This is a genomic window from Paraburkholderia sp. GAS33 (genome assembly GCF_050436645.1).
GTDB classification, from domain to species: Bacteria; Pseudomonadota; Gammaproteobacteria; order Burkholderiales; family Burkholderiaceae; genus Paraburkholderia; species Paraburkholderia phenazinium_B.
In genome coordinates, this window is record NZ_JBNDMP010000018.1 from 64,217 (window position 1) to 87,585 (window position 23,369).

Sequence of the window (23,369 nt, forward strand, 5' to 3'; positions counted from 1 at the left end):
CGTCGATCTATGCTAGTGCCCGAAACTGGGTGGAGATCAAAAACCCAGTGCATGCCGCTGACTCCTAACCCCTATTTCCGCAGAGGACTTCGATGCCCCGCCCGATTGTTGCCCGCATTCATCCGGATGCCGTCCGACACAATCTTCAACTGATCCGGCAAAAGACCCCTGGCTCGCGGGTTTGGGCCGTCGTCAAGGCAAACGCCTATGGGCATGGAATCGAACGTATCTATTCGGGCCTGGCCGATGCCGACGGTATTGCACTGCTCGACCTCGACGAGGCGGTCCGCGTGCGCGAGCTGGGCTGGACGAAGCCGGTTCTGCTGCTCGAAGGCATCTTCACGCCGGGCGACGTCGCCGTTGCGGACGAGCAGCGCCTGAGCGTCTCGGTGCACTGCACGGAGCAGCTCGAACTGCTACGCGCCGCCAAGGTGACGCAGCCTGTCAATATCAACCTGAAGATGAACTCCGGCATGAACCGCCTGGGATTCAGACCGGACGTCTACCGGGCCGCCTGGGAACGGGCGCGTGCAGCGGAATCGATTGGCAACATCACGCTGATGAGCCACTTCGCCAGCGCGGACAATGACGATATCGACTGGCAGGTGGAGCGGTTCGATGCCGCCACCGCCGGGATTCCCGGCGAGCGCAGCCTTGCCAATTCGGCGGCGGCTCTGTGGCATCCGGGCGCCCATCGGGACTGGGTCAGGCCGGGTATCGTTCTTTACGGTGGCTCGCCGTCGGGCGTGTCGCGCGATATCGCGGACACCTCGCTGCGCGCGTCGATGAGCTTGACGAGTCAAATCATCGGCACGCAAACGCTGTCTGTGCAGGAGACCGTCGGCTATGGCCGAAAGTTTGCGGCCAACGAGGAAATGCGGATCGGCGTGGTGGCCTGCGGCTACGCGGATGGCTATCCGCGGCACGCACCGACAGGAACACCAATCGCCGTGGACGGCACGCTGACACGCGTGGTGGGCCGCGTGTCGATGGACATGCTGACCGTGGATCTCACGCCCTGCCCGGACGCACATGTCGGGTCGCAAGTCGAGCTATGGGGCGATCAGGTGAAGATCGACGATGTGGCCGAGGCGTCGGGCACGATTGGGTATGAACTGATGTGTGCCTTGGCGCGCAGGGTGCCCGTTGAAGTAGATTGAGCGCCCCAGGCACTCTAGGCATGCACTGCGGCGCTGATCGGCAACTCGAAAGAAAACGTCGTCCCGGTGCCACCATCGCGCTCAACCAGACGAATCCGGCTGTGATGCAATTGCAGCATGCGTTGAACAATCAGCAGCCCAAAGCCCCCGCCGCGATGCGCCCCACCCGCGCTGAACGGCCGCTCGAATAGTCCTTCGCGCATCTCGGCCGGAATACCCGGACCGGTATCGCTGACCATCACCTGCACCTTGCCATCGCGATACGCGAGCTCGACATCAATCGCCCCTTCTGCCGGCGTGTGGCGAATCGCGTTATCGAGCAGATTGGTCAGCACACGCTCGATCATCCCCAGATCGGCACTAACCGTCGGCAAGCGCGGCGGAATGTTGGCCCGCAACTGGATACGCCGAGCCTCGGCCGGCAATTCGAATTTCTGGAACACGTCCTGCACCAGATCGACCAGCGAAAAATCCTCCAGCGCCGGCTGCACATTGCCGTGCTCGAGCCGCGCCAGTTCAAACAGTGCCTGCGCAAGCCGCCCCACCTTGACGCTCTGCGCCAGCGCGATCCCCAGATAGCGCTTGCGTTCCACGTCGCTCAGCGTATCCGCCTTGAGCGATAGCGTTTCGAGGTAGCCGTGCAGCGAAGTCAGCGGCGTGCGCAGATCATGCGAAATGTTGGCGAGCAGTTCGCGCCGCTGCTGATCCTGCCGCGTCAGTGCGCGCCACTGTTCGCCGATGCGATCGGCCATCTGCGTGAAAGTGGCCTCCAGTACGGCGATTTCATCACGCCGCCCCGCCGACGATGAGCGCGGCACCTTCGGCTGCGTATCCGGCTCACCGTTGGCATCGAACTGGCGCATCGCCTCGGTCAAACGCCGCAACGGCCGTGTGATGAAGCCAAATGCCATCAAACCTGCCACGAGGCATAGCAGCGCCACCAGGGCCATCGACCACAGCGTCGTCCGCAAAACCGAGCTTGCGGCCACGCGCGCCGCGAGCTGGTCGTGCGCCTCGCCCTGCAGCACGACGTAGATGTAGCCCGAAGGCGGCTGCCCGGCCGTTTGCAATGGCGCGGCGCTGAACACCTTGCCCCCGTCGAGACTGCGCGGGTCGTCACCGAGGATCGGCAACGCATCGCCGGCAATGAAGCGTCGGATCGGCGCGAGGTCGATCTGCTGGCGCTTGACGCGTCCGGCGGGGGCATCATCGCCCTTGATGCGCCCCTCGTTGTCGAGCAGATAGACCTCGACGCTCGGATTGACTGCCATTAACTGGCCGAACAGTTGCCGCACGGCGTCGGGTCGCAGGCCATTGGCATCCATCAGTGTCGCGCTGCCGGCAATGTGTGCGGCAAGGTCGCGCGAGAGGCCCTGCACGACTTCCTTCTCGTGCAGGTCGCTGGAGCGAATCTGCAGCCACGCGGACGCGCCCGAACAGGCGAGCAACAGCACCGAGAAGACGATCAGGAGCCGCTGGGTAAGCGTCAGGTTCACGATGCATCCTTCTGCTTGGAGTCTTGGGAAGAAGCCCCTTCAGAAGGCGCCACGAGCTTGTAGCCGTGCCCCCAGACGGTCAGGATGCGCGAAGGCTGCGCCGGATCGGCTTCGATCTTCGCGCGCAGCCGGTTGATGTGCGTGTTGACCGTATGCTCATACCCCTCGTGCTGATAACCCCAGACGGCGTTCAGCAGATCCATCCGCGAAAACACCTTGCCCGGATGCTGGGCGAAGAAGTACAGCAGGTCGAATTCGCGCGGCGTCAGCTCGATACGGCGGCCATCGACGGCTGCTTCGCGCGTCAGCGGATCGATCGTCAAACCCGCGGTCTGCAATGTACCGGCGTCGATCCGCGAGTCTTTCGCCATTGCATCGACGCGCCGCAGCAGCGCCTTCACCCGCGCCACCAGTTCGAGCACGGAGAACGGCTTGGCGAGGTAGTCGTCGGCGCCCAGTTCCAGGCCAAGAATCCGGTGCACTTCGCTCGAACGCGCGCTGGTGATGATGATCGGCGTGTAGCGCGTCATCGCGCGGGCCCGCCGGCAGATTTCCAGGCCGTCGACGCCGGGCAGCATCAGGTCCAGAATCAAGGCATCCCAGCCGCCCTGCTCGAGCAGCCGCAGGCCCTCGTTACCGTCCGCGCTATGCACGACTTCATAGCGTTCGTCGCGCAGATGCAGGCTCAAAACGTTGGCAATGTCGACGTCGTCCTCGACGATCAGTACGCGCTTCGGATGATCCATAGGGGCTTCAAACGCCTGTCAGGCGGTGGTTGGAGGGGTGTTCGGTCATAGCAGCGCAGGAACGCCGCGTTGCCCCCATTGTGCAAAATTTCCAGCCGGCGAGTTATCACATTTAATTTAACTTTCTGTGAGGACTTCGACACCGCCTCCGTCCTAGTATGGCGCCACTATCCTCAGACTGGCACCAAGGAGCATCTCATGCAAAGTCGCAGACGTTTTCTGTTCTCGGGCGGCGTAGCCGTGGCGGCGCTGGCCGCCGTCAGCCGTTTGCCGAAGCTGGCCGCGGCGCCGACCGATACCGGCACGCCGGCCAAGGCCTTCGAAGTGACCCACACGGACGTCGAATGGGGCAAATTGCTGACCCCGGCACAGTACAAGGTGCTGCGCGAGGAAGGCACGGAGCGCCCCTACTCCAGCCCGTTGAACGAAGAACATCGCACCGGCGTGTTCTCCTGTGCCGGATGCAAGCTCGACCTGTTCTCGTCGCATACGAAATTCGACAGCCATACCGGCTGGCCGAGCTTCTGGGCGCCGCTCGATCACGCCGTGGACAAGCGCGAGGACAGCTCGTTTGGCATGTCGCGCACAGAAGTGCACTGCCGGCGCTGCGGCGGGCATCTGGGCCACGTCTTCGACGACGGCCCGAAGCCCACCGGCCTGCGTTATTGCATGAACGGCCTCGCCATGGAATTTACGCCGGCCGCCACCTGAACCCCAGTGGACCAAACATAGGCCAATAACCTTTCTGGACCAGTCATGTTGCTCATCGTTCTTGCCTACCTCGGCGGCGCCCTGACGATTCTCAGCCCGTGCATCCTGCCGGTGCTGCCGTTCGTCTTCGCGCGCGCCGATCAGCCATTCGTGCGCAGCGGCCTGCCGCTGCTCGCCGGCATGGCGCTCACGTTCGCTCTGGTGGCGACGCTTGCCGCGGTCGGCGGCGGCTGGGTGACCCAGGCCAACCAGTACGGCCGCTGGGTCGCGATTGCGCTGCTCGGCGTGTTCGGCTTGACCCTCCTGTTTCCGCGTTTTGCGGATCATCTGATGCGCCCGCTGGTGAGCGCCGGCAACCGCCTGTCGAACTTTGCCCAGGCCGATGGCCAGCAGGTGCGGGCGGGATCGTCGTTTCTGCTCGGCATTGCAACGGGACTGCTGTGGGCACCGTGCGCGGGTCCGATTCTCGGTCTGGTGCTGACGGGTGCGGCGCTGCGTGGTGCGAGCGTCGGTACTACGCTGCTGCTGGTTGCCTATGCGGCCGGCGCGGCTACCTCGCTGGCGGTGGCGCTGCTGATCGGCGGACGCGTGTTTACGGCGATGAAGCGCTCGCTGGGCGCAGGAGAATGGGTCCGTCGTGGGATCGGCGCGGCGATGCTGTGCGGCGTGGTTGCGATTGCGCTGGGTCTCGACACGGGCGTGCTGACCCGCGTGTCCACGGTGGCGACCGGCGGTATTGAACAGAAGCTGGTCGACCGGCTTGCGCCCCGCACGACGACGGCGATGGCGGCGGCCAACCCCCTCGCTGCTTCGGGCACGATAGCTGCCTCTTCCGACAACGACGTGGTCACCACAGGCAACGCGATGGTCGCGACGTCGGGCAGCATGATGGCGGCGTCATCCGGCGGCATGCTGCGCGCAGCACAACCCGTTAGCGAAAACGCACCGCCGTTGCCTGTCGAAGGCCAGTTGCCGTCGCTCAACGGCGCGGTCCAGTGGCTCAACTCGCCCCCTCTGACTGCCCAGAGCCTGCGCGGCAAGGTCGTACTGGTCGACTTCTGGACGTACTCGTGCATCAACTGCCTGCGCTCGCTGCCATATGTCAAAGCATGGGCCGAAAAGTACAAGGATCAAGGGCTCGTCGTGATCGGTGTGCACGCCCCGGAATTCGCCTTCGAACGCAATATCGACAACGTGAAGAAAGCCACGCATGACCTCGGTATCGACTATCCGGTAGCGATCGACAACAACTACGCCATCTGGCGCTCGCTGAACAACGAATACTGGCCGGCGCATTACTTTGTCGATTCACAAGGACGCATCCGCTATCACCACTTCGGCGAAGGCGACTATGCGGAGTCGGAGAAGGTCATCCAGCAGTTACTGGCTGAAGCAGGGCACGCGAACGCGACCAGCGTCCCGACGGGTTTGACCAGCACCAGCGTCATGGGCGTGGAAGCAGCGGCCGACAACTCGGATATGAAGTCACCGGAAACGTATATCGGTTACTCGCGTGCCGAGAACTTCGCTTCGCCTGGCGGCGAAGCAGAAGACAGGTCGCATACGTACGCGGCCCCCACACAGCTCTCGCTCAACGAGTGGGGTCTCGATGGCAAGTGGCGGGTCGGTGAAGAGCACGCGACGCTCGCCGCAGCGTCCGGTGGCATCGTCTACCGCTTCCATGCGCGCGATCTGCATCTGGTGCTCGGTCCGGACAAAGACGGCAAGCCTGTGCGGTTCCGCGTCAGCATCGACGGCGCCGCGCCGGGCGCAGCACACGGCAGTGACGTGACGGCCGACGGCACAGGCACGGTGACGGAGCAGCGGCTCTATCAACTGGTGCGGCAGACCGGCGACGTCAAGGATCACACCTTCTCGATCGAGTTTCTGGACCCGGGCGTCGAAGCTTATTCATTTACGTTCGGCTGATGCCGGGCGCGATGTCGATACGTTTGCAGTACTCAACACTTAAGACTTAACAGGTGATCATCGTGAGCAAAATTTCAGACAAAGTAGCTTCGTCATCTCCGTTAGTGAAGCGTGCATCGTTCGCGAAGCTGGCAGGCGTTGCAGCGCTCGTCCTCGGCGCAGTCGCCGTGCAGCGCGTAGCAAACTCCGCGGAAGCGGCAACCCAGGTCCCGCCGCCCGCGCAGGACGAGAAAGTCACCGCGACCCATAGCGAAACCGCGGTGTTCGCAGGCGGCTGCTTCTGGGGTGTGCAAGGGGTGTTCGAACATGTGCGCGGGGTGAAACAGGTCGCGGCAGGCTATAGCGGCGGCGCGGCCAGCACCGCGCAATACGAAACCGTTAGCGGCGGCGACACCGGTCACGCTGAATCAGTGCAGATCACCTACGACCCGACGCAGATTACCTACGGCCGGCTGCTGCAGATTTTCTTCTCGGTTGCACATAACCCGACCGAACTGGATTACCAGGGCCCAGACCACGGCACGCAGTATCGTTCCGCCGTGTTTCCGGTCAATCCGGAGCAACGTATCGTCGCGCAGGCATATATAGCGCAACTCGACAAGGCGCATGTGTTTTCGCAGCCGGTGGTCACGCGCGTGGAGAACTTCAAGGGCTTTTACCCTGCGGAAAACTATCACCAGAACTTCCTCGTGCTGCATCCCGACTACCCGTATATCGCCATCAACGATTTGCCCAAGGTCACCGATCTGAAGAAGATGTTCCCGGATCTCTATCGCAACGATCCGGTGCTGCTGAAGGTTGCTTCGTCATAGAAGGGCACGTTACGCTGTATCCTCAGGAAGATGATCCTGTGCTTGCGCAAGTTGGACACCTCCTCGCAATGAGGTGTCCAACTTGCTGCGCGGGCACGCGGGAACCTGCGGAGTTGGTAGGATTCAGAGTTCTGGTGCGGTTCGCTGTCCGCGGCGGTCGCCGCCCGCTGCCACCTCTCTGCGATTAAAAATGAAAAAACGCTTCGCGCAAGTCCTTGGTATGGCGTTGGCCACCCTGTTCGTCATGGGACAGACGTGGGCCGCCGGTTCGTTCTACGTCGATCCCAACTCCCAGCCGGCCGTATGGGCTCGCAATCATGCGGACGATCCGCGCGCGGCAAAAATCACCGAGTCGATCACACACGTGCCTACCGCCCAATGGTTCGGTAGCTGGAACAAGGACGTTCATGCGGCAGTAAGTCAGTTCGTGGCTGCCGCCGACGCGGCACATCAGGTGCCAATCCTCGTCGCCTATAACATTCCCAACCGCGACTGCGGCGGCGCGTCTGCGGGCGGAGCCGCGGATGCCGACGCCTATCGCGCATGGATCGACGCGTTCTCGCAAGGCATAGGCAAGAACCAGGCGGTCGTTGTCGTCGAACCGGATTCTTTGGCGCAGTTCGACTGCCTGAAGACGACCGACGCACAGGACGCCCGGCTGAACCTGCTGAGCTATGCGGTATCGCGCTTGCGACTCAACGCACCGGCAGCCGACATCTACCTTGACGCCGGCAATGCTCACTGGACTGCCGCGGATGTCATGGCGAACCGTCTGCACGATGCAGGCATCGGCGAGGCGAAGGGGTTTGCATTGAACGTGTCGAATTTCTACCCGACTCAGGAATCGATCGCGTATGCGAACGCAGTGAATGGCGTTCTGGGGAGCAGATTCGGCTATACGAAGCCAGTTGTGATCGACACCAGTCGCAACGGCAACGGTTCAAATGGCCAGTGGTGCAATCCGGCCGGCGCGAAACTGGGCGAGCCGACCGGCGACGCAACAGGTCAGATCCTGCTTGCCTGGATCAAGAACCCTGGCGATTCCGACGGGCCTTGCGGCGTTGGACCGACTTTGAAAGCGGGGGTATTCAGCCCCGATCTGGCAGTGCGGTTGATTGAGGGAAACTGACAAGCCCTACCGCTTCCCCAACTCCCGCGCCAGCGTCATGAACAACGCCTCCTGCGGCGACAGCTTGCCGGCGCGCAGCACCATCCACATGGCGGAGCGCGCGGCTTTCCCACGTAGCGGCCGGTATGCCACGCCGTCCACATTGATGCTGCTCAGAGAGGCCGGCACGATCGCCACCCCGAGCCCGGCCGCCACCAACGCCACGATGGTGGCCGACTCCCGTGCCTCTTGGGCAAGCCGCGGCGCGAACCCCGCTTGCTGACACAACGCGATGATCTGGTCGTACACCCCTGTGCCACGCTCGCGCGGATACATCACGAAGCCCTCGTCCTTCAGGGCTTCGATGGAAAGCGCACTCTCTCGCGCGACGAGCGGATGCTGCGCAGGCAATACGACCACGAGCGCATCCTCGAAAAGACGCGTGACTTGCAGCGACGACGGCAAATCCGGCGATGTCATACCGCGCACAAATGCCACCTCCAGCCGTCGCTCCAGCATCGCCGTCAATTGCTGCTGAGTGGTCAGTTCTTCAAGCCGTAAGTGCACCTCCGGCAGGCGGCGGCGGAATTCGAAGATCAACTTTGGGATGACCGAGCCGAAGGCAGCCGAACCGGTAAAGCCGACGCGCAGCTCACCGAGTTCGCCCAGCTGGGCCCGCCGCGCCACCTCACCCGTGCGCTCCGCCTGCGCCACGAGTGCGCGCGCCTCGGGCAACAGCGCCTTGCCGGCGGCCGTCAATTCCACGCGCCGGTTGCTGCGGTCAAACAGGCGCGCGCCCAGTTCGTCCTCCAACACCCGGATCTGCTGGCTCAGCGGAGGCTGCGCGATGTTCAGGCGTTGCGCTGCCCGCCCGAAATGCAACTCTTCGGACAGCACGATGAAATAGCGAATGCGGCGGAGATCCATGATATCGATTATGTATCAATTCCAGTTGAATCGATATTGGACTATGGAACGAGCCGGCGTCATTATTCAGTCTTAAGGAAATGGCACACGGAGCTACTGGAATCATGGGAAAGCACGACGTCAATCTGCTGACGCCCAACACGATGGCCGCGACGCTGGCCGCCGGCGAGGCGCCTCGCGCTCACGGGACGGCAGGCAAAATCGAGCACGGCACGCCGGCGTTCTGGCAAACCAATTTCGCCCTGTTCGCAGCCGGCTTCGCGACTTTCGCCCTGCTGTACTGCGTGCAGCCGCTGATGCCGCTCTTCTCCGCAGACTTTCATGTCAGCGCTGCAGGCGCGAGTCTCTCCCTTTCGCTGACCACCGGGCTGCTCGCGGTCACCATGCTCGTGGCAGGCGCGCTGTCGGAGGCATGGGGCCGTAAGCCGATCATGGTCGCCTCGCTGATGCTCTCGGCGGTGCTCACCGTCGTCTGCGCCGCGGTGCCGCACTGGCCGACCTTCCTCGTCATGCGCGCACTGATGGGAGTCGCGCTCAGCGGCCTGCCGGCGGTCGCAATGGCTTATGTCGGCGAGGAGATGCATCCGCGTTCACTCGGTCATGCGATGGGGCTGTATGTCGGCGGGACCGGCCTGGGTGGCATGGCCGGCCGTCTGTTGACCGGCGTCATAACCGATGTCTGGGGATGGCGTTCCGCGGTGCTGGTGATCGGCGTGCTGGGCATACTGAGTGCCGCCACCTTGTGGCGCTTCTTGCCGCCGTCACGCCACTTCGAGAAGCGGGAACTCCGCCTTGCACCTCTCGCGAGAGCCTTTGACACGCACCTGCGCGATGGCGTTCTGCCGTTGCTGTTCGTCGAAGGCTTCCTGCTGATGGGCAGCTTCGTCACCGTGTACAACTACGTCGGCTATCGCCTGATTGCCGCTCCGTTCTCGCTGAGCCAGACGAAGATCGGCCTGATTTTCGCGGTGTATCTGTTCGGTATCGTCAGCTCGGCCTGGGTGGGTAGTCTCTCCGGCAAGCTCGGAAGGCGGACTGTGTTGCCCGCCACGCTGATACTGATGCTCGCGGGAACGGCCATGACGCTGTCAAACCAGCTCTGGCTCATCATCCTCGGAATCACCGTTTTGACGATCGGTTTCTTTGGCACGCACTCGATTGCCAGTGCGTGGGTCGGCGCGCGAGCGCAGGTCAGCAAGGCACAGGCATCGTCGCTGTATCTGTTTGCGTACTACCTGGGGTCGAGCGTGGTCGGATCGCTCGGCGGGGTGTTCTGGAATCTGCGTGGATGGCACGGCGTCGTTGCAATGGCTAGCGCGCTGTTGTTGCTCGCGATCGTTATCGCGCTCTGGCTCTACCGCACGCCGACGCAACCCGCACAACGTTAGGTTCCTGTCCCGAACGAGGGAAAAAGGAAGTAAGCCAGGCCACACTATTTCATCTGTAACGGAACTGATCACGTTTGATTGCCGACTTGGCTGAAGAGATCGTGGGACCCGTGCTAGCATTTCCCCACACTCTTCGCTTGTCGTTCGAGTGATCTAAATTTCGTTGTGTGTCTGGAGGTTGTCGTGGCGTTGGAACATCGTGGCTTTCGAGTAAATGTTGACGTGGTACCGGATGAACTCGGCGTGCAGTGGATTTGTCGGGCGCTGATCGAGCGCATTGATGGCGATAGCAAAAAAGGCGCGCCGGTCGGTCCCGAACTGACCATTCCTCGAGTCAAGATCGATCCGCTGATGGCAATCAGCACGCTCGAGCACAGGTCCACACTGTTGATCGACGAATTCTGCGAGCAGGGTCAAGCGGTAGCCTGAGCCTGCCGCGTCATGCCTCAGGTCTTGGGCATGACGCCTGATATCCGAGGCGTAAAACGGCTTGCTCAGAAGTGCGTGAGAATGCCGGCAAACACGCCCGTTTGCGACCCACCAAAGTTCGGATCGGTCCGGCTATTCGCCGCACCGCTCGCAGGATCGTCCACGACATTTGCACCGTACGGATCGCTATAGCCGTCGCCCAGGCCAATGTTGGACGTCGAGCTGTTGCGCACCGTCGCGACTTCCGAATACAGCACCGTACGCTTGGACAGCGCGTAGGTCGCCGTCAATGTCCACAACGTCGCGTTACCGTTCCCGTGATTCGCATTCGTGTGATAAACGGCCGCGCCGAATCCGGTGGTGGGCGTCGCATTCCAGCGTGCGCCGATCCATTCCTGATCGACCGCTGTCGGCAAAGACACACCGGATGGAAGCGACGTGGGAGCCCCATCTCCGAAGTAACCTTCGTCCGACGCTTGCGGCGCACTCAGGTGCTGATAGCCGCTATACAAGGTCACCGGGCCCATCGCCAGCGTGCCACCCGCCATCACCGAGCGTGAATTGACATAGACGTTATCGAACTCGCCATTGCTGTCGCGGATCTCGTCGTAGATTGCGAGCAAATGCGCGATGCCCGCGTCGTAGTTCAGTTCGATGCCGTCTGAACGCCCTTGTGCTCCGCCAAGCTGACCCGGGCCACTGCCCGGATCGCCCGAGTTCCAGTTCGTGCTATTGGTCAGTTCGTACTGTCCTTTGACTCGCAAGCCACCCAAGGTGGGCGACGTGTACTCGAATCCATTCGAAGCGTCCGACCAGTTACGGCCGCGCACAAGCGTCTGGATACCGTAGAGCATCATCAACTGTGGGTCGAGATCGAAACTGTCCTGCTGAAGTTCGTACGCACCCATATTGCCCACCTTGAAGGTACCCCACGCAGGGTTCGCGGCGCCGATCGTCGCCTGCCGGCTGAACAGCGTGCTGCCGATACTCCCGTCCAGAGAGTTAAAACCGGCCTCCAGGGTGAAGATAACCTTGGTGCCTGCGCCAATATCCTCTGAACCCTTCAGGCCAAAACGAGGCGTGTCCCAGTTGCCGGTTTCCATGCTGAAGAGATTGCCCTGCGGCATGCCTGTCTGATACTGGATGCCCGTATCGATGCGGCCGTACAAGGTGACGCTGCTTTGTGCGTAGACCGCGGCAGACGATCCCAGCAAAGACGCGAAGAGAAGCCACTTTTTCATAGAACAGGTCCCCGTTTCGGAAAGCATCGTTTGTTCAGGCGATAGAAGTGAAGGACGCCGTCAAACGAAGCGTCCAGTCATTACGAAGGAATACTATTTAATTGGATCTGCAGGAGGACCGATAAGCAATCGCTCTGTTGGCGACGAGTCCCGCTGAACGGTCACGTCACCTGCCGACTGACCGCAGTGTATTTAGGCCGCTCGAAAAATAAAAACTTATTATTGTTATCTACCCATAAATTCAATTTATGATCGATGCGATCCAACTGGCCGCTTGTGGAGGTTATCGCCACCCCATAAAATCGATCTATACATCAATAAAAAAACAAAATTATTTTTTATTCACCGGATCCGTATAGTAGTGCTGCGTCGCTGCAGATCGGCGTCGAGGGGCTTCAGAAGTTGGCAGCAATCCATTCGCGGCACGCGCTCACGTGGGGTCCGCGGTCGTCGTCCGCGAGCGAGATCAGCGCGATGGCCCGCGTGACGCGTGGCTTGTCCAGGCGAAGCGCTATGAGTTCGGGATCGTGCAGATGCATCGTGTAGAAACTCGGCAGCACCGCAACGGCGAGACCGTTGCGCACCAGCGCATAGAGCGACTCGGTGTATTCCATGCGATACGCGACGGTGAGGCGCAGGTTTTCCGCCATGCCGGTTCGGCGCAACGCATCGCTCACGCTGCCGCGCACGAACACCGCAAGCTCCCGGTCCACCAGCTTGCTCCAGTCCACCGATTTACGTCGGGCAAGCGGATCGTCACGGCGAATCACGACGACGATCTCGTCTTCGAGCAGGTTCTGGTAGCGCAGCGAGTCGTCGTTCTCCGCGCCATCCGGTTCATGCACGCCAATGCCAAGATCGGCTCGCCCTTCGCGGATCGCTTCGAGCAAGGCGCTATTCGGCATGTCCTCGAAGATGAAACGCAACGATGGTTCGCGCTCGCGCAACGGAGCGAGGACGTGCAACAGGCGTCCCGCAACCGACGGAATCAGACTGATGCGCACCGACTGCGTTTGTTCGGCAAAGGTGCTCGCCATGTCATCGAACGTACCACGCGCGTTGTTCAGGAGGCGTTCGGCGAGCGGCAATACGCTAGCGCCGGCATCGGTGAGGGTAAGCCGATGAGCGGAGCGTGCGAACAAGGGGCCGCCCAGCAGATTCTCGATCTGACGAATCGCGGCGGTCAATGCAGGCTGTGTTAGAGAAAGCGACCGGGCGGCCTGCGTGAAACTACCCGCATGCGCGAGCACGACAAAGTACTGGATCTGCTTCAGGGTAAGCGCGGGCAGCAAAGACGAACGGGTAGCCATGGCGAGCGCCCTGATAGACACGATGCGCCGCAGTATAAAGTCGAACGGTAACAAGAGGAAACGATTGATGAGTGAGGAATCTTCGATGACGAGGCGCGTAAGCAGCGCACCGGATGCGCCGCCGTCTGCGAACCTGCCGGGCAGTGCCTCGGCCTCTGCGCCGCCGCCCGGTTGGCTCGAGCGGCGCTTTGCACTGCGCGCACGCAACACCACGGTACGCACCGAAGCGCTTGCAGGCATCACGTCGTTTCTCGCCGCAGCATACCTGCTCGTCGTGATTCCGTCGCTGCTGGCGATGGGTGGCATGGATCGCGGCGCGACAACCACGTCGACGATCATCGTGTTCGTTTTGAGCACTATTTTCATGGGGCTTTATACGAACATGCCGTTTATGGTCGGGCCGGGAATCGGCGGCGCGGTAATACTTGGCGTCACACTGGCCGGCGAGCACGTTGCATGGCAAACGGGCCTCGGCATCGCCTTCATTTCCGGCCTGCTGTTCCTGATCCTGACGCTGGTTGGCGCGCGCAGTCTGGTGGTGCGGCTGATTCCCGCGCAGATCAAGCTGGGGCTAGGCGCGTCGATAGGCCTGTTCATCGCGGTGCTCGGCTTTCGCAACGCAGGGATGGTGATCGCCAATGCGAAAACCAATGCGCTGGCACTCGGGGATTTTTCGCGGCCCGGCACGCTGGTCGCGTTGATCGGTCTCGCCGCAGCCGTCGTGTTGCAAGGCCGCCGGGTGCCAGGCGCAATTCTCTGGGCAATACTGATTGCGGCCGGCGTCGGCGTGCCGCTTGGCGTCACGCACCTGCCGCCGTCATTGATCGCGCTGCCTCACGACATCATGCCGGTGTCGTTCAAGCTCGATATTCCCGGCGCGTTGACGGTGGCAGCCATACCCTATCTGTTCGTTTTCTTCGCCGCTGAATTCTTCTCGACGCTCGGAACAACGCTCGCTGTCGGCGCCAAAGCGAATCTGCTGGACGAGAACGCAAACCTGCCCAATATCAACCGGCCGTTTCTGGTCGACTCGATCGCGGCTACGCTAGGTCCCGTGTTGGGTGTTCCAGCGCTGACGGCATTGGTAGAGTCAGCGGCAGGCGTTGAAGCCGGTGGGCGCAGCGGGCTGTCTTCATTGGCGGCGGCTGCAATGTTCGCTCTGATGCTGCTGTTTGTGCCGGTCGCGCTCGCGATTCCCAAGGAAGCTACCGCGCCTGCGCTAATCCTGATTGGCCTGTCGATGTTCAGCACCATCCGCAACGCGCATTTCGACGACTTCACGGATGCGTTCCCAGTCCTCTCGATGGTGCTGCTCACGCTGATGTCGAACAGCTTTGGCACCGGCATCGCGGGCGGCCTGCTTTGCTTCGTGCTCGTCAAACTGCTCGCCGGACGCTTTCGCGAAGTGCCGTGGGGACTCATCGTACTGGCCGGTCCCCTCGGTTATTACTTCTGGACCGTGGTCAAGCATCACTAATCCTGCACTACACGAACACCTAAAAAGATGAACGAGAGATTTGGCAACGTGCCCGCGTCCCTTACCGGCATCACGATTACGCCTGCACACAGGGACTTCTTCAACGCGATTCCCAAAGTCGAACTGCACTGCCACCTGCTGGGAGCGGTTCGGCAGGAGACGTTCATCGCATTAGCGGAAAAAAGCAACGCGCCCATCGAGCGCAGCGAGATCGACTCGTTCTATACACGCGGTGAAAAACCAGTGGGCGTATTGCGTGTACTGCGTGCGCTCGACGAATATCTCCTGACCGACCCGGACGATTTGCATCGTATAACTTACGAATATCTCGCAGACGCCGCGGCGCACAACGTGCGTCATAGCGAATTTTTCTGGAATCCGACTGGCACCGTACGAGTGTCAAAGATCGAATACGGCAACGCGCAAGCGGCCATCGTTGCAGCGATCCGCGACGCAGCAGCCGATTTCGGACTTTCCGCACGTCTGATCCCCAGCATCGATCGCGAAGCGGACCCCGATGAAGCGGTAGCCCTGGTGGAATGGATGAAGCAGCATCGTGCCGATGAAGTCGCCGGCATAGGCATCGATTACCGCGAAAACGACCGGCCACCCGAACTGTTCTGGAAAGCCTATCGCAACGCGCGCGAAGCGGGCTTCAAGACCACAGCGCACGCCGGGGAGTTCGGCATGCCCTGGCGCAACGTCGAAACCGCGGTGGATCTGCTCAAGGTGGATCGTGTCGATCATGGCTATACGATCGTCGACAACCCCGAACTGGCCGCACGCTACGCGGAATCCGGAATCGTCTTCACCGTCGTTCCGACCAACTCCTACTATCTGCGCACGCTGCCACCGGAGCAATGGGCGGAGCGTCATCCGATCCGTAAAATGCCGGAACTCGGCCTGAAGATCCACCCGAATACCGACGATCCAACCTTGCACAAGATCAATCCGAGCGAGGCGTGGGAATTGATGTTCAGCCACTTCGGCTTTGGCATCGACGATCTGCGCAGCTTTATGATGAACGGGATCGATGGTGCGTGGGTCGACGCGACGACCCAGAATACGTGGCGCAAGCAATGGGCAGAGGACTTCGACGCACTGGCTACGAACCTCGCCTAGACGCCCGATAAACAGCCAGGCAAACGAATCAAGCGTCCTGACCTTTGAAACTCTGCCGCCACACCGTTGGCGAGACACTAAACGCTCGCCTGAAGTGAAGCCGCAGCGACTCCGGCGATCCGAAACCGGCGAGCACCGCAATCGCATCCACTGAGTGATCGCTGGTCTCCAGCAATCGCTGCGTCAAGGCCAGTCTCTCGTTCAGCAGCCACTCGCCGACTGTCATGCCGGTCAGTTGCCGGAATTGCCGGGTGAAGGTACGGCGAGTCATCAATGCCTCGCCGGCGAGGCTGTCCAACGTGTGCGCTTCATCCAGCGTACTGCGTACCTGATCGATCAACCCTGACAGCCGCGATTCTCTCGCGGTTGCCGGCATAGGCTGCTCGACGAATTGCGCCTGGCCGCCCTGACGATGCGGCGGCACGACGAGGCGTCGCGCCAGGCTATTGGCAGACTCGGTCCCGTAACGCTGGCGCACCATGTGCAGACAGCAGTCGATGCCCGCAGCAGTGCCCGCGGAAGTCAGCACGTTGCCGTCCTCCACATACAGCACATCAGCGTTCACCGTGACCATGGGGTAGCGTTGCGCGAAGTCGCGCGCATACGCCCAATGCGTCGTAGCGCGACGTCCGTCCAGCAGTCCCGCTTCCGCCAGCACATAAGCGCCAAGACAGAGGCCGACAATCTGCGCACCTCGTCGCTGTGCAGCCACCAATGCCTTAAGAAGCGGTTCTGGCGGCCGTTCCTCGATGTCACGCCAGGTCGGAACGATGATCGTATCCGCCGTCTTTAAAGCGGACAAACCGTGACCTACGCCGAGGGAAAAACCAGCCGTCGTATTGATAGCACCGGGCTCGGCTGCGCAAACCTTGAATTTGACGGGCGGCAGGCCCGGATGAGGCTCACCGAACACAACACAAGGTACGGAGAGGTGAAACGGACTGATCCGGTCGAACGCCACGACGGCGATGATAGGTTGGGACATGGATGCACCTGACGACGAACCCGCAATGGCCCGATCTTACCGGATATTGTCATGACGGCCACTTCCGTTGAAAGGCCGGATGGCGAAGAATGCATCTATCCCGACCTCACCTGGGGTCCATCGTGTCCAAACAAGCGTTGATCGTCATCGACCTGCAGAACGATTACTTCCCTGAAGGCAAATTCCCGCTATGGAACGCCGACGCCACTCTGGCCAAAACCGAAACTGCGATCGCGCAGGCCCAGGCGAAGGACATTCCGGTCGTTCTGATCCAGCACGTTGCTGACAAGACCAAGGGTACTGCACCGTTCTTCAACGAAGCGACGCCGGGCGTCGAAATTCACCCACGCATACTCGCAGCCGCGCCGGATGCACCTGTCGTCATCAAGTCTTTTGCTGACGCGTTCCACCGCACGACACTCGAGGAAACGTTGACGCGACTGGATGCCGAAGAACTTCTGATCTGCGGAATGATGACGCAAAACTGCGTCACGCACACGTCGATCTCGAAGGCAGCGGAGAAGTATTCCGTGAAGATTCTGGCCGATTGCTGCACAACCGTAACCGAGATGATTCACCTGATCGCGCTTAGCGGTGTATCGACGCGTGTTGAATTGGTGCAAGCGAAAGACGTGCTCTGGTAGGGCCGCGTTGGCGCGCAAAAAAAAAAGCGGCCGGTCACAGCGACCGGCCGCTTCACACTTCAGCTTAAGAACTTTAAAACCTGACCTGCAGGCTCAAGCAAGGTCAAAGCGGTCACTGTTCATCACCTTGTTCCAGACCGCGACAAAGTCATGAACAAACTTCTCCTGCGCGTCCGCGCTCCCATAGACTTCGGAGAAAGCCCGAAGCTGCGAGTGTGAGCCGAAGATCAGATCGACACGTGTGCCGGTCCACTTGAGCGCACCCGTTGCACGATCACGACCTTCGAACACATCGTTAGCGTCCGATACCGGCTTCCACTCCGTGCCCATATCGAGCAGATTGACGAAGAAGTCGTTGGTCAGCGCTTCCGGACGCTTCGTGAAGACACCATGTTGGGTCTGACCGAAGTTGGTGTTCAGAACACGCAAGCCGCCAAGAAGCACCGTCAGTTCCGGCGCGGTCAGCTTCAGCAATTGCGCCTTGTCCACCAGCAGCGCTTCGGCTGTGACCGTGTATTTGCCCTTCAGATAGTTGCGGAAACCATCGGCAAGCGGTTCGAGCACCGCGAAAGCATCCACATCGGTTTGCGCCTGTGACGCATCCGTGCGGCCCGGTGAAAACGGAACCTTCACGTCATGGCCGGCATTCTTCGCCGCCTTTTCGACGCCGGCACAACCGGCCAGCACGATCAGGTCGGCGAGCGAAACCTGCTTGCCACCCGCGTGTGCGCCGTTGAACTCGCGCTGGATACCCTCGAGTGTTTCGAGCACCGTCGCCAGTTGAGCCGGCTGATTGACTTCCCAGTCTTTCTGCGGCGCGAGACGGATTCGAGCACCATTTGCACCGCCACGCTTGTCCGAGCCGCGGAACGTCGACGCCGATGCCCAGGCCGTCGAAACCAGTTGCGACACCGGCAACCCTGAAGCGAGGATCGTGCTCTTGAGCGCGGCGATGTCCTGCTCATCGATCAAGGGATGATTGACCGCAGGCACAGGGTCTTGCCAGAGCAACTCCTCTTTCGGCACTTCCGGACCGAGATAACGTGCGAGCGGCCCCATGTCGCGGTGCGTCAGCTTGAACCAGGCTCGCGCAAACGCGTCGGCCAACTGGTCCGGATTTTCCAAGAAGCGCCGTGAAATTTTCTCGTAAGCCGGATCGAAACGCAGCGCGAGGTCCGTGGTCAGCATGGACGGCGCACGCGGCTTTGACGGGTCCTGCGGATCGGGCACCGTACCCGCGCCTGCATCGCCCTTCGGCTTCCATTGATGCGCACCGGCCGGGCTCTTCGTCAATTCCCATTCGTAGCCGAACAGATGCGTAAAGAAGTCGTTGCTCCACTTCGTCGGCGTAGTGGTCCAGGTGACTTCCAGACCGCTGGTGATAGCGTCACGGCCCTTGCCGCTGCCGTAGGCGCTCTTCCAGCCAAACCCCTGCTGCTCGAGCGGGGCCGCTTCCGGCTCGGGGCCCACAAGCGTCGCATCGCCTGCACCGTGGGTTTTGCCGAACGTATGGCCGCCTGCGATTAGCGCCACCGTCTCTTCGTCGTTCATCGCCATGCGGGCAAACGTCTCGCGAATATCGCGGGCGGCCTTGAGCGGATCGGGGTTGCCGTTCGGGCCTTCCGGGTTGACGTAAATCAGGCCCATCTGAACGGCGCCAAGCGGGTTTTCGAGGTCACGGTCGCCGGTATAGCGCTTGTCGTCGAGCCACTTGGTCTCAGTGCCCCAATAGATGTCGTCATCCGGTTCCCACGAGTCCTCGCGGCCGCCGGCGAAGCCGAACGTCTTGAATCCCATCGACTCCAGCGCGACGTTGCCCGTCAGGACAATGAGGTCGGCCCAGGAGATTTTTTTGCCATATTTCTGCTTGACCGGCCAGATCAGCCTGCGCGCCTTGTCGAGGCTCACGTTGTCAGGCCAGCTATTGAGCGGCGCAAAGCGCTGCTGACCACCGCCGGCACCGCCACGGCCGTCCGCAATGCGGTAGGTGCCTGCGCTATGCCATGCCATGCGGATAAACAAAGGGCCGTAGTGGCCGAAGTCCGCCGGCCACCAGTCCTTTGAATCGGTCATTACCGCGAGAAGATCTTTCTTGACGGCCGCCAGATCGAGACTCTTGAACGCTTCAGCGTAGTTGAAGTCCTTGTCCATGGGATCGGACAAGGACGAATGCTGGTGCAGGATTTTCAGGCTTAGCTGATTGGGCCACCAGTCTCGGTTCGACGTGCCGCCACCAGCGGTGTGGTTGAACGGGCACTTCGTTTCAGTCGACATGCGCTTTCTCCTTGAGATCGTTTTCACTCAACTGCTCGGCTAAGCTTCGACTACTCAACCCAGTTTAGCGTTCGGGCGCGCACTGCGAGTATTAATTCTTCCAAACGGACTGATAGCCGAACACGTTGCGGCTTCAAGGTGCAGGTGCAGCAAAATTCCGGCGTCAATCTCGAGACATCGCCCCGCGCCCAAAGTGTCAACACGGCTCAACCGCCCGGAACGCCTTGAGGAAACGCGCCGAGCTGCCTGAATACCGAAAGCCAGTCTTCGATATGCCAGGTCTTGGCGACCAGGCCATCGCGGATTTCATGAAAGGAATGAATCGCAAATTTCACTGGCTTTGCAGTAGCCTCGATACCGAGCAGCTTGCCTGACTGTGTGCCGCTTACTTCCGCCCGGACGGCAACGCGATCGCCGTGAATGAGCACGTCCAGCAGCTGAATCGACATGTCGGGCAACGCGCTATCGATCCTTGCGAAGACCGCGGTCATCTGATCCGGTCCCGGCTGGGCACCTGCAGGCTCGGGAATGTACTCCCAATCGGCCGCGACCACCTGACGCAATAACTCGACGCTCCTGCGCGAAAACGCATCGTAAAGCCGAGCGATCAGGTCCCGGGTTGCCTGCTCATCCAAAACGGTATTCATGGTGACGCCTCCGGGCGACGAGAGTCTCGATTGATCACTGAAACGGAACACACCTGATCCACTACGCAGCGCTCCCCATAAGATAGCGCAATCTGGTCGTCGACGTCACAGTGCGCTGCGCGCTACGCTGTGGGTGCGCTTGCGCGGGCAATCTCGAGAATCAGCGAGGTCATCGCCGAAAGCGGCCGGCCGCGCCGGGTAATGGCGACGATACGCCGGCGCATCACCGGCTCCTCGATCGGAATACGTTTAAGTTCGTATTCGCGCAGCAACTTTTCAGGAATCAGACTGGGCAAGATGCACTGACCGTTGGTCAGCGAAACGAGTTTTAGCATCGCATCCACTGTCTCGACTTCAGCCGCGACAGTGGCATTGAAAGCCCGGCTATGCAGCATACGGCGCAACGCATAGCCCGCGGGAAAGACGACCAGCGGAGGGGTCTCTTCGTTCAACGAGACACTGGCGAGTGTCGCAAACCGCGAATTCTCGTGCACCACGAAACTCATTTCCTCCTCGAACAGCGGAGTGATTTCCAGCTCGTCGGAGGCGACCGCCGAATCGTAGACGAAGCCGATCTCCGCGCGGCCCGCCTCGACCAGTTCAACCACGCCGGGCGAGCTGCGTCCGAGCAATGCGACGTTCGCTTTAGGCCGCTGCGCCATGAATCGCGCCACCACCTCGGCCATGAAGTAGTAGCTCAGCGTATGAATGGTGGCGACGTTCAGGCTGCCGGCGGTCACGCCGTGCTGGTCGCGCAACTGTACCAACGTGCTATCGACCAGCTGATACGCCGAGGATGCAGCCTCCAGCAGTTTCTGTCCGGCCTCGGTGGGCTCCACGCCACGCCCGTGCCGCACGAAGAGCGGCTGACCGATGTAGCTCTCGAGGCTCGAAAGCTGCCGGCTCAGACCCGATTGCGTCAGCGATAGCGCCTCGGCCGCAGCGGACAGCGACTTGCTGTTCGCGATCTCAACAAACAGGCGCACCTGGTGATCGACGTTGGCTTTCATTCGGTCTTCCTGGCATTGCGTGCGGCTGAACGGCGCCGCAACCTTTAAGCGATTCACGCTTCTCCTGCCGGCACTATGCCACGCCTAATGAAACCACCCGCTCACACCCGGTCCGCCTGACGGCACCAGTAATCGAACGTACCCTTCACGATCGATTGCTTCAGCAGATAATCGTGTGCCTCGGCCGCGAGGTCGTCGGGCACCGGCGTAATCGGGCCAAACACGCGCGCGCGCACTTGCATGCGAGCTGCCCGCTCCAGGTACACAGCGAGATACGTAGCCTCTTCGACGTACGCACCCGTCGTGAGCTGGCCATGATGAGCCAGCAGAATGCAACGCTTGTCGCCGAGCGCCTTCGAAATGATCACCCCTTCCTGATCGGCGATCGGTACACCGGGCCAGTCGGCCAAAAACGCGCAGTCATTATGCAGGGGGGTCATGTCCATCTGCGCGATCACCAGCGGCTGACGCGCTGCGACCAACGCGGACACATACGGCGAATGCGTATGGATGATCGCATTCGTCTGCGGCCGCGCTTCGTAGACCCACAGATGAAAACGCGTCGCGGGATTGGCCATTCCCTTGCCGCTGATCGTGTTCAGATCGGCATCGACCTCGATGAAATCGTCGGCCGTCGCTTCATCGAAGCCCAAGCCGAAACGCAGCGTCCAATAGCATTTCGGCTTGTCCGAACGAGCCGTGATCTGCCCGGCCAGTCCGGCTTCCTGACCCGTCATCGCGAGGATGCGACAGGCGTACGCCAGCCTCTCCTGAAGCGTCCGGTCCTGCGGCTTCAGGTTCTCTTTCATTTCCTGAGTCGCACGCTCGTCGAAATACTGCTTTGCTCGCAATTCCATGACTGCCTCCGTTGCCCGAACTCCGCCAGCCGTCTGAACCTCAAACGCCTTTGATTTCGCCGCCATCCATCCGCAACGCCGAGCCCACCATCCAGCGGCCCGCTGGCGACAGCACGAACGCCATCAATTCCGCGATGTCCTCAGGATTGCCGTAACGCGTGATGCCGACTTGCGCGGGAAACTTCTCGAGCGCTTCTTCCAGCGTCATACCGTGAGCCGGCGCGTACTTCTCCATATACGTGCGGCGACGATTGGTCATCACCGGGCCCGGCAGCACACTATTCACCTGCACGCCGTCCGCAATGCCGCGATCTGCGAAAGCCTTGGCCATCGCGACGATCGCCGCGTTGACTGTCCCAACCGCGCCGTAACCCGACTTCGGGGCCTGGGCCGAATTTCCCGATGTGAAAATGACCGAGCCTTCCGACTTCTTGAGCGACTCCCACGCGTGAACCGCGAGCCGCCGCGCGCCATGCAATTTCAGCGCAAAGCCGTCGTCCCACTGCTCGTCCGTCATGTCGAGCACATCGATCTGAGGAACCGCGCCGGCGATATTCACCACCGCGTCGATACGCCCGAACTTCGCCAGTGTCTGGTCGACGGTTTCCTTGGCGGCGGCCGGTATGCGCAGGTCCGCGCCCAGCGGCAGCGGTTCGGTGCCCGCGGCGCGCACCGCCTCGGCAGTCTCTTCCAGCAACTCCGTGCTGCGGGCCACCAACACAAGGCCGCCAAAGTCTTTAGCGAGGCGAATTGCAGTTGCCCGTCCGATCCCACGGCTGGCCCCAGTTACGATCGCGATACGATTGCTCATGTCGAATTCCTCCGGTTGGTTTAACGCGTTTCATTGCGCCGTCACGTCTCGGCGCTTGAGACCAGTATCGGACAAGGAGCCATGACGAGCTATGCAGTTGGGTTCATACCTGCTATGACAGACCGACCCGGCCGTCCACGTGATTCCCAGGGTTTTCCGAAAGACACGGCCCGGCCCGATGCGCTCCGGGCCCAATGCGCTCTAGAATGGCAATTCGCCTTCCCGTATGGCGGTTGCGCTGCTCAGAGGGCGCCTATATCCACAAGCCTCCACAAGCCGAACGGA

Annotated in this window: 21 protein-coding genes; 10 read left to right on the top strand and 11 right to left on the bottom strand. The window is 61.2% G+C overall.

Translation table 11 applies throughout. The features are described from left to right. Nucleotides 1-92: 92 nt before the first annotated feature. A complete protein-coding gene (gene alr, locus P3T24_RS35265) occupies nt 93-1,160 on the top strand; it encodes an alanine racemase (protein ID WP_429405597.1) in 1,068 nt (355 codons plus the stop codon). A 14-nt stretch (nt 1,161-1,174) separates the two neighbouring features. Here the strand turns inward: alr and P3T24_RS35270 are convergent, their stop codons facing one another. Further along, the gene (locus tag P3T24_RS35270; RefSeq protein ID WP_429405598.1) at nt 1,175-2,656 is read right to left on the bottom strand and encodes an ATP-binding protein; all 1,482 of its coding nucleotides are present in this window, start codon (nt 2,654-2,656) and stop codon (nt 1,175-1,177) included. Continuing rightward, nucleotides 2,653-3,402: a response regulator transcription factor gene (locus tag P3T24_RS35275; RefSeq protein ID WP_429405600.1), complete on the bottom strand. Its 750-nt coding sequence runs from the start codon at nt 3,400-3,402 to the stop codon at nt 2,653-2,655. Before P3T24_RS35275 ends, P3T24_RS35270 begins: the two co-directional genes overlap by 4 nt. Before the next feature lie 198 nt (nt 3,403-3,600). Between P3T24_RS35275 and msrB the strand changes: the two genes are divergently transcribed. From msrB to P3T24_RS35295, 4 genes are all read left to right on the top strand, one after another. Then, nucleotides 3,601-4,113: a peptide-methionine (R)-S-oxide reductase MsrB gene (msrB, locus tag P3T24_RS35280; protein WP_074266471.1), complete on the top strand. Its 513-nt coding sequence runs from the start codon at nt 3,601-3,603 to the stop codon at nt 4,111-4,113. A 45-nt stretch (nt 4,114-4,158) separates the two neighbouring features. After that, nucleotides 4,159-6,042, top strand: coding sequence for a cytochrome c biogenesis protein DipZ (locus P3T24_RS35285; protein WP_429405602.1), 1,884 nt, complete (start codon nt 4,159-4,161; stop codon nt 6,040-6,042). Between the two features lie 104 nt (nt 6,043-6,146). After that, nucleotides 6,147-6,854: a peptide-methionine (S)-S-oxide reductase MsrA gene (gene msrA / locus P3T24_RS35290; RefSeq protein ID WP_429289303.1), complete on the top strand. Its 708-nt coding sequence runs from the start codon at nt 6,147-6,149 to the stop codon at nt 6,852-6,854. A gap of 190 nt (nt 6,855-7,044) precedes the next feature. Beyond that, nucleotides 7,045-7,983 carry a glycoside hydrolase family 6 protein gene (locus P3T24_RS35295; protein ID WP_429441403.1) on the top strand — a complete coding sequence of 313 codons (939 nt, stop codon included), beginning with the start codon at nt 7,045-7,047 and terminating at the stop codon, nt 7,981-7,983. 6 nt (nt 7,984-7,989) lie between these two features. Here the strand turns inward: P3T24_RS35295 and P3T24_RS35300 are convergent, their stop codons facing one another. Further along, nucleotides 7,990-8,889, bottom strand: coding sequence for a LysR substrate-binding domain-containing protein (locus tag P3T24_RS35300; protein WP_429441404.1), 900 nt, complete (start codon nt 8,887-8,889; stop codon nt 7,990-7,992). A 104-nt stretch (nt 8,890-8,993) separates the two neighbouring features. On the opposite strand from P3T24_RS35300, the gene P3T24_RS35305 reads away from it, so the two are divergent. Next, on the top strand, nt 8,994-10,277 hold the full coding sequence (locus P3T24_RS35305) for an MFS transporter (RefSeq protein WP_429441406.1): 1,284 nt from the start codon (nt 8,994-8,996) through the stop codon (nt 10,275-10,277). Between the two features lie 183 nt (nt 10,278-10,460). After that, complete coding sequence (locus P3T24_RS35310) at nt 10,461-10,706, top strand: hypothetical protein (protein WP_429441408.1); 246 nt, start codon at nt 10,461-10,463, stop codon at nt 10,704-10,706. A 65-nt stretch (nt 10,707-10,771) separates the two neighbouring features. On the opposite strand, the gene P3T24_RS35315 is transcribed toward P3T24_RS35310, so the two are convergent. Together P3T24_RS35315 and P3T24_RS35320 are read right to left on the bottom strand one after the other, a co-directional pair. Further along, on the bottom strand, nt 10,772-11,947 hold the full coding sequence (locus tag P3T24_RS35315; RefSeq protein ID WP_429441409.1) for a porin: 1,176 nt from the start codon (nt 11,945-11,947) through the stop codon (nt 10,772-10,774). 395 nt (nt 11,948-12,342) lie between these two features. Next, nucleotides 12,343-13,257, bottom strand: coding sequence for a LysR family transcriptional regulator (locus tag P3T24_RS35320; RefSeq protein ID WP_429441411.1), 915 nt, complete (start codon nt 13,255-13,257; stop codon nt 12,343-12,345). Nucleotides 13,258-13,342: 85 nt separating this feature from the next. On the opposite strand from P3T24_RS35320, the gene P3T24_RS35325 reads away from it, so the two are divergent. Both P3T24_RS35325 and add read left to right on the top strand, forming a co-directional pair. Continuing rightward, nucleotides 13,343-14,734, top strand: coding sequence for an NCS2 family permease (locus tag P3T24_RS35325; protein WP_429441413.1), 1,392 nt, complete (start codon nt 13,343-13,345; stop codon nt 14,732-14,734). A 27-nt stretch (nt 14,735-14,761) separates the two neighbouring features. Further along, the gene (gene add / locus P3T24_RS35330) at nt 14,762-15,856 is read left to right on the top strand and encodes an adenosine deaminase (RefSeq protein WP_429441415.1); all 1,095 of its coding nucleotides are present in this window, start codon (nt 14,762-14,764) and stop codon (nt 15,854-15,856) included. 28 nt (nt 15,857-15,884) lie between these two features. Here add and P3T24_RS35335 read toward each other — a convergent pair whose 3' ends face one another. Continuing rightward, a complete protein-coding gene (locus tag P3T24_RS35335; RefSeq protein WP_429441417.1) occupies nt 15,885-16,841 on the bottom strand; it encodes a helix-turn-helix domain-containing protein in 957 nt (318 codons plus the stop codon). Nucleotides 16,842-16,963: 122 nt separating this feature from the next. On the opposite strand from P3T24_RS35335, the gene P3T24_RS35340 reads away from it, so the two are divergent. Then, the gene (locus tag P3T24_RS35340; RefSeq protein ID WP_429441419.1) at nt 16,964-17,485 is read left to right on the top strand and encodes a cysteine hydrolase family protein; all 522 of its coding nucleotides are present in this window, start codon (nt 16,964-16,966) and stop codon (nt 17,483-17,485) included. Nucleotides 17,486-17,578: 93 nt separating this feature from the next. Here P3T24_RS35340 and katG read toward each other — a convergent pair whose 3' ends face one another. The 5 genes from katG to P3T24_RS35365 form a co-directional block, all read right to left on the bottom strand. Further along, nucleotides 17,579-19,759 carry a catalase/peroxidase HPI gene (gene katG, locus P3T24_RS35345; RefSeq protein WP_429441421.1) on the bottom strand — a complete coding sequence of 727 codons (2,181 nt, stop codon included), beginning with the start codon at nt 19,757-19,759 and terminating at the stop codon, nt 17,579-17,581. A 206-nt stretch (nt 19,760-19,965) separates the two neighbouring features. Beyond that, nucleotides 19,966-20,406: an ester cyclase gene (locus P3T24_RS35350; RefSeq protein WP_074266479.1), complete on the bottom strand. Its 441-nt coding sequence runs from the start codon at nt 20,404-20,406 to the stop codon at nt 19,966-19,968. A 122-nt stretch (nt 20,407-20,528) separates the two neighbouring features. Next, nucleotides 20,529-21,416, bottom strand: a complete 888-nt coding sequence (locus P3T24_RS35355) for a LysR family transcriptional regulator (RefSeq protein ID WP_429289251.1) — start codon at nt 21,414-21,416, stop codon at nt 20,529-20,531. 101 nt (nt 21,417-21,517) lie between these two features. Then, nucleotides 21,518-22,273: an aldolase gene (locus P3T24_RS35360; protein WP_429441422.1), complete on the bottom strand. Its 756-nt coding sequence runs from the start codon at nt 22,271-22,273 to the stop codon at nt 21,518-21,520. 40 nt (nt 22,274-22,313) lie between these two features. Then, nucleotides 22,314-23,084, bottom strand: a complete 771-nt coding sequence (locus P3T24_RS35365) for an SDR family oxidoreductase (protein WP_429441424.1) — start codon at nt 23,082-23,084, stop codon at nt 22,314-22,316. Nucleotides 23,085-23,369: the final 285 nt, after the last annotated feature.

What these genes read in the sequence shown, in the direction of transcription:
- P3T24_RS35305 (WP_429441406.1), top strand. Translation starts at nt 8,994, where the DNA reads ATGGGAAAGCACGACGTCAATCTGCTGACGCCCAACACGATGGCCGCG.
- P3T24_RS35365 (WP_429441424.1), bottom strand. Translation starts at nt 23,084, where the DNA reads ATGAGCAATCGTATCGCGATCGTAACTGGGGCCAGCCGTGGGATCGGA.
- P3T24_RS35360 (WP_429441422.1), bottom strand. Translation starts at nt 22,273, where the DNA reads ATGGAATTGCGAGCAAAGCAGTATTTCGACGAGCGTGCGACTCAGGAA.
- alr (WP_429405597.1), top strand. Translation starts at nt 93, where the DNA reads ATGCCCCGCCCGATTGTTGCCCGCATTCATCCGGATGCCGTCCGACAC.
- P3T24_RS35325 (WP_429441413.1), top strand. Translation starts at nt 13,343, where the DNA reads ATGACGAGGCGCGTAAGCAGCGCACCGGATGCGCCGCCGTCTGCGAAC.
- P3T24_RS35300 (WP_429441404.1), bottom strand. Translation starts at nt 8,889, where the DNA reads ATGGATCTCCGCCGCATTCGCTATTTCATCGTGCTGTCCGAAGAGTTG.
- P3T24_RS35350 (WP_074266479.1), bottom strand. Translation starts at nt 20,406, where the DNA reads ATGAATACCGTTTTGGATGAGCAGGCAACCCGGGACCTGATCGCTCGG.
- P3T24_RS35320 (WP_429441411.1), bottom strand. Translation starts at nt 13,257, where the DNA reads ATGGCTACCCGTTCGTCTTTGCTGCCCGCGCTTACCCTGAAGCAGATC.
- msrB (WP_074266471.1), top strand. Translation starts at nt 3,601, where the DNA reads ATGCAAAGTCGCAGACGTTTTCTGTTCTCGGGCGGCGTAGCCGTGGCG.
- P3T24_RS35275 (WP_429405600.1), bottom strand. Translation starts at nt 3,402, where the DNA reads ATGGATCATCCGAAGCGCGTACTGATCGTCGAGGACGACGTCGACATT.
- P3T24_RS35285 (WP_429405602.1), top strand. Translation starts at nt 4,159, where the DNA reads ATGTTGCTCATCGTTCTTGCCTACCTCGGCGGCGCCCTGACGATTCTC.
- P3T24_RS35315 (WP_429441409.1), bottom strand. Translation starts at nt 11,947, where the DNA reads ATGAAAAAGTGGCTTCTCTTCGCGTCTTTGCTGGGATCGTCTGCCGCG.
- katG (WP_429441421.1), bottom strand. Translation starts at nt 19,759, where the DNA reads ATGTCGACTGAAACGAAGTGCCCGTTCAACCACACCGCTGGTGGCGGC.
- P3T24_RS35295 (WP_429441403.1), top strand. Translation starts at nt 7,045, where the DNA reads ATGAAAAAACGCTTCGCGCAAGTCCTTGGTATGGCGTTGGCCACCCTG.
- add (WP_429441415.1), top strand. Translation starts at nt 14,762, where the DNA reads ATGAACGAGAGATTTGGCAACGTGCCCGCGTCCCTTACCGGCATCACG.
- P3T24_RS35355 (WP_429289251.1), bottom strand. Translation starts at nt 21,416, where the DNA reads ATGAAAGCCAACGTCGATCACCAGGTGCGCCTGTTTGTTGAGATCGCG.
- P3T24_RS35335 (WP_429441417.1), bottom strand. Translation starts at nt 16,841, where the DNA reads ATGTCCCAACCTATCATCGCCGTCGTGGCGTTCGACCGGATCAGTCCG.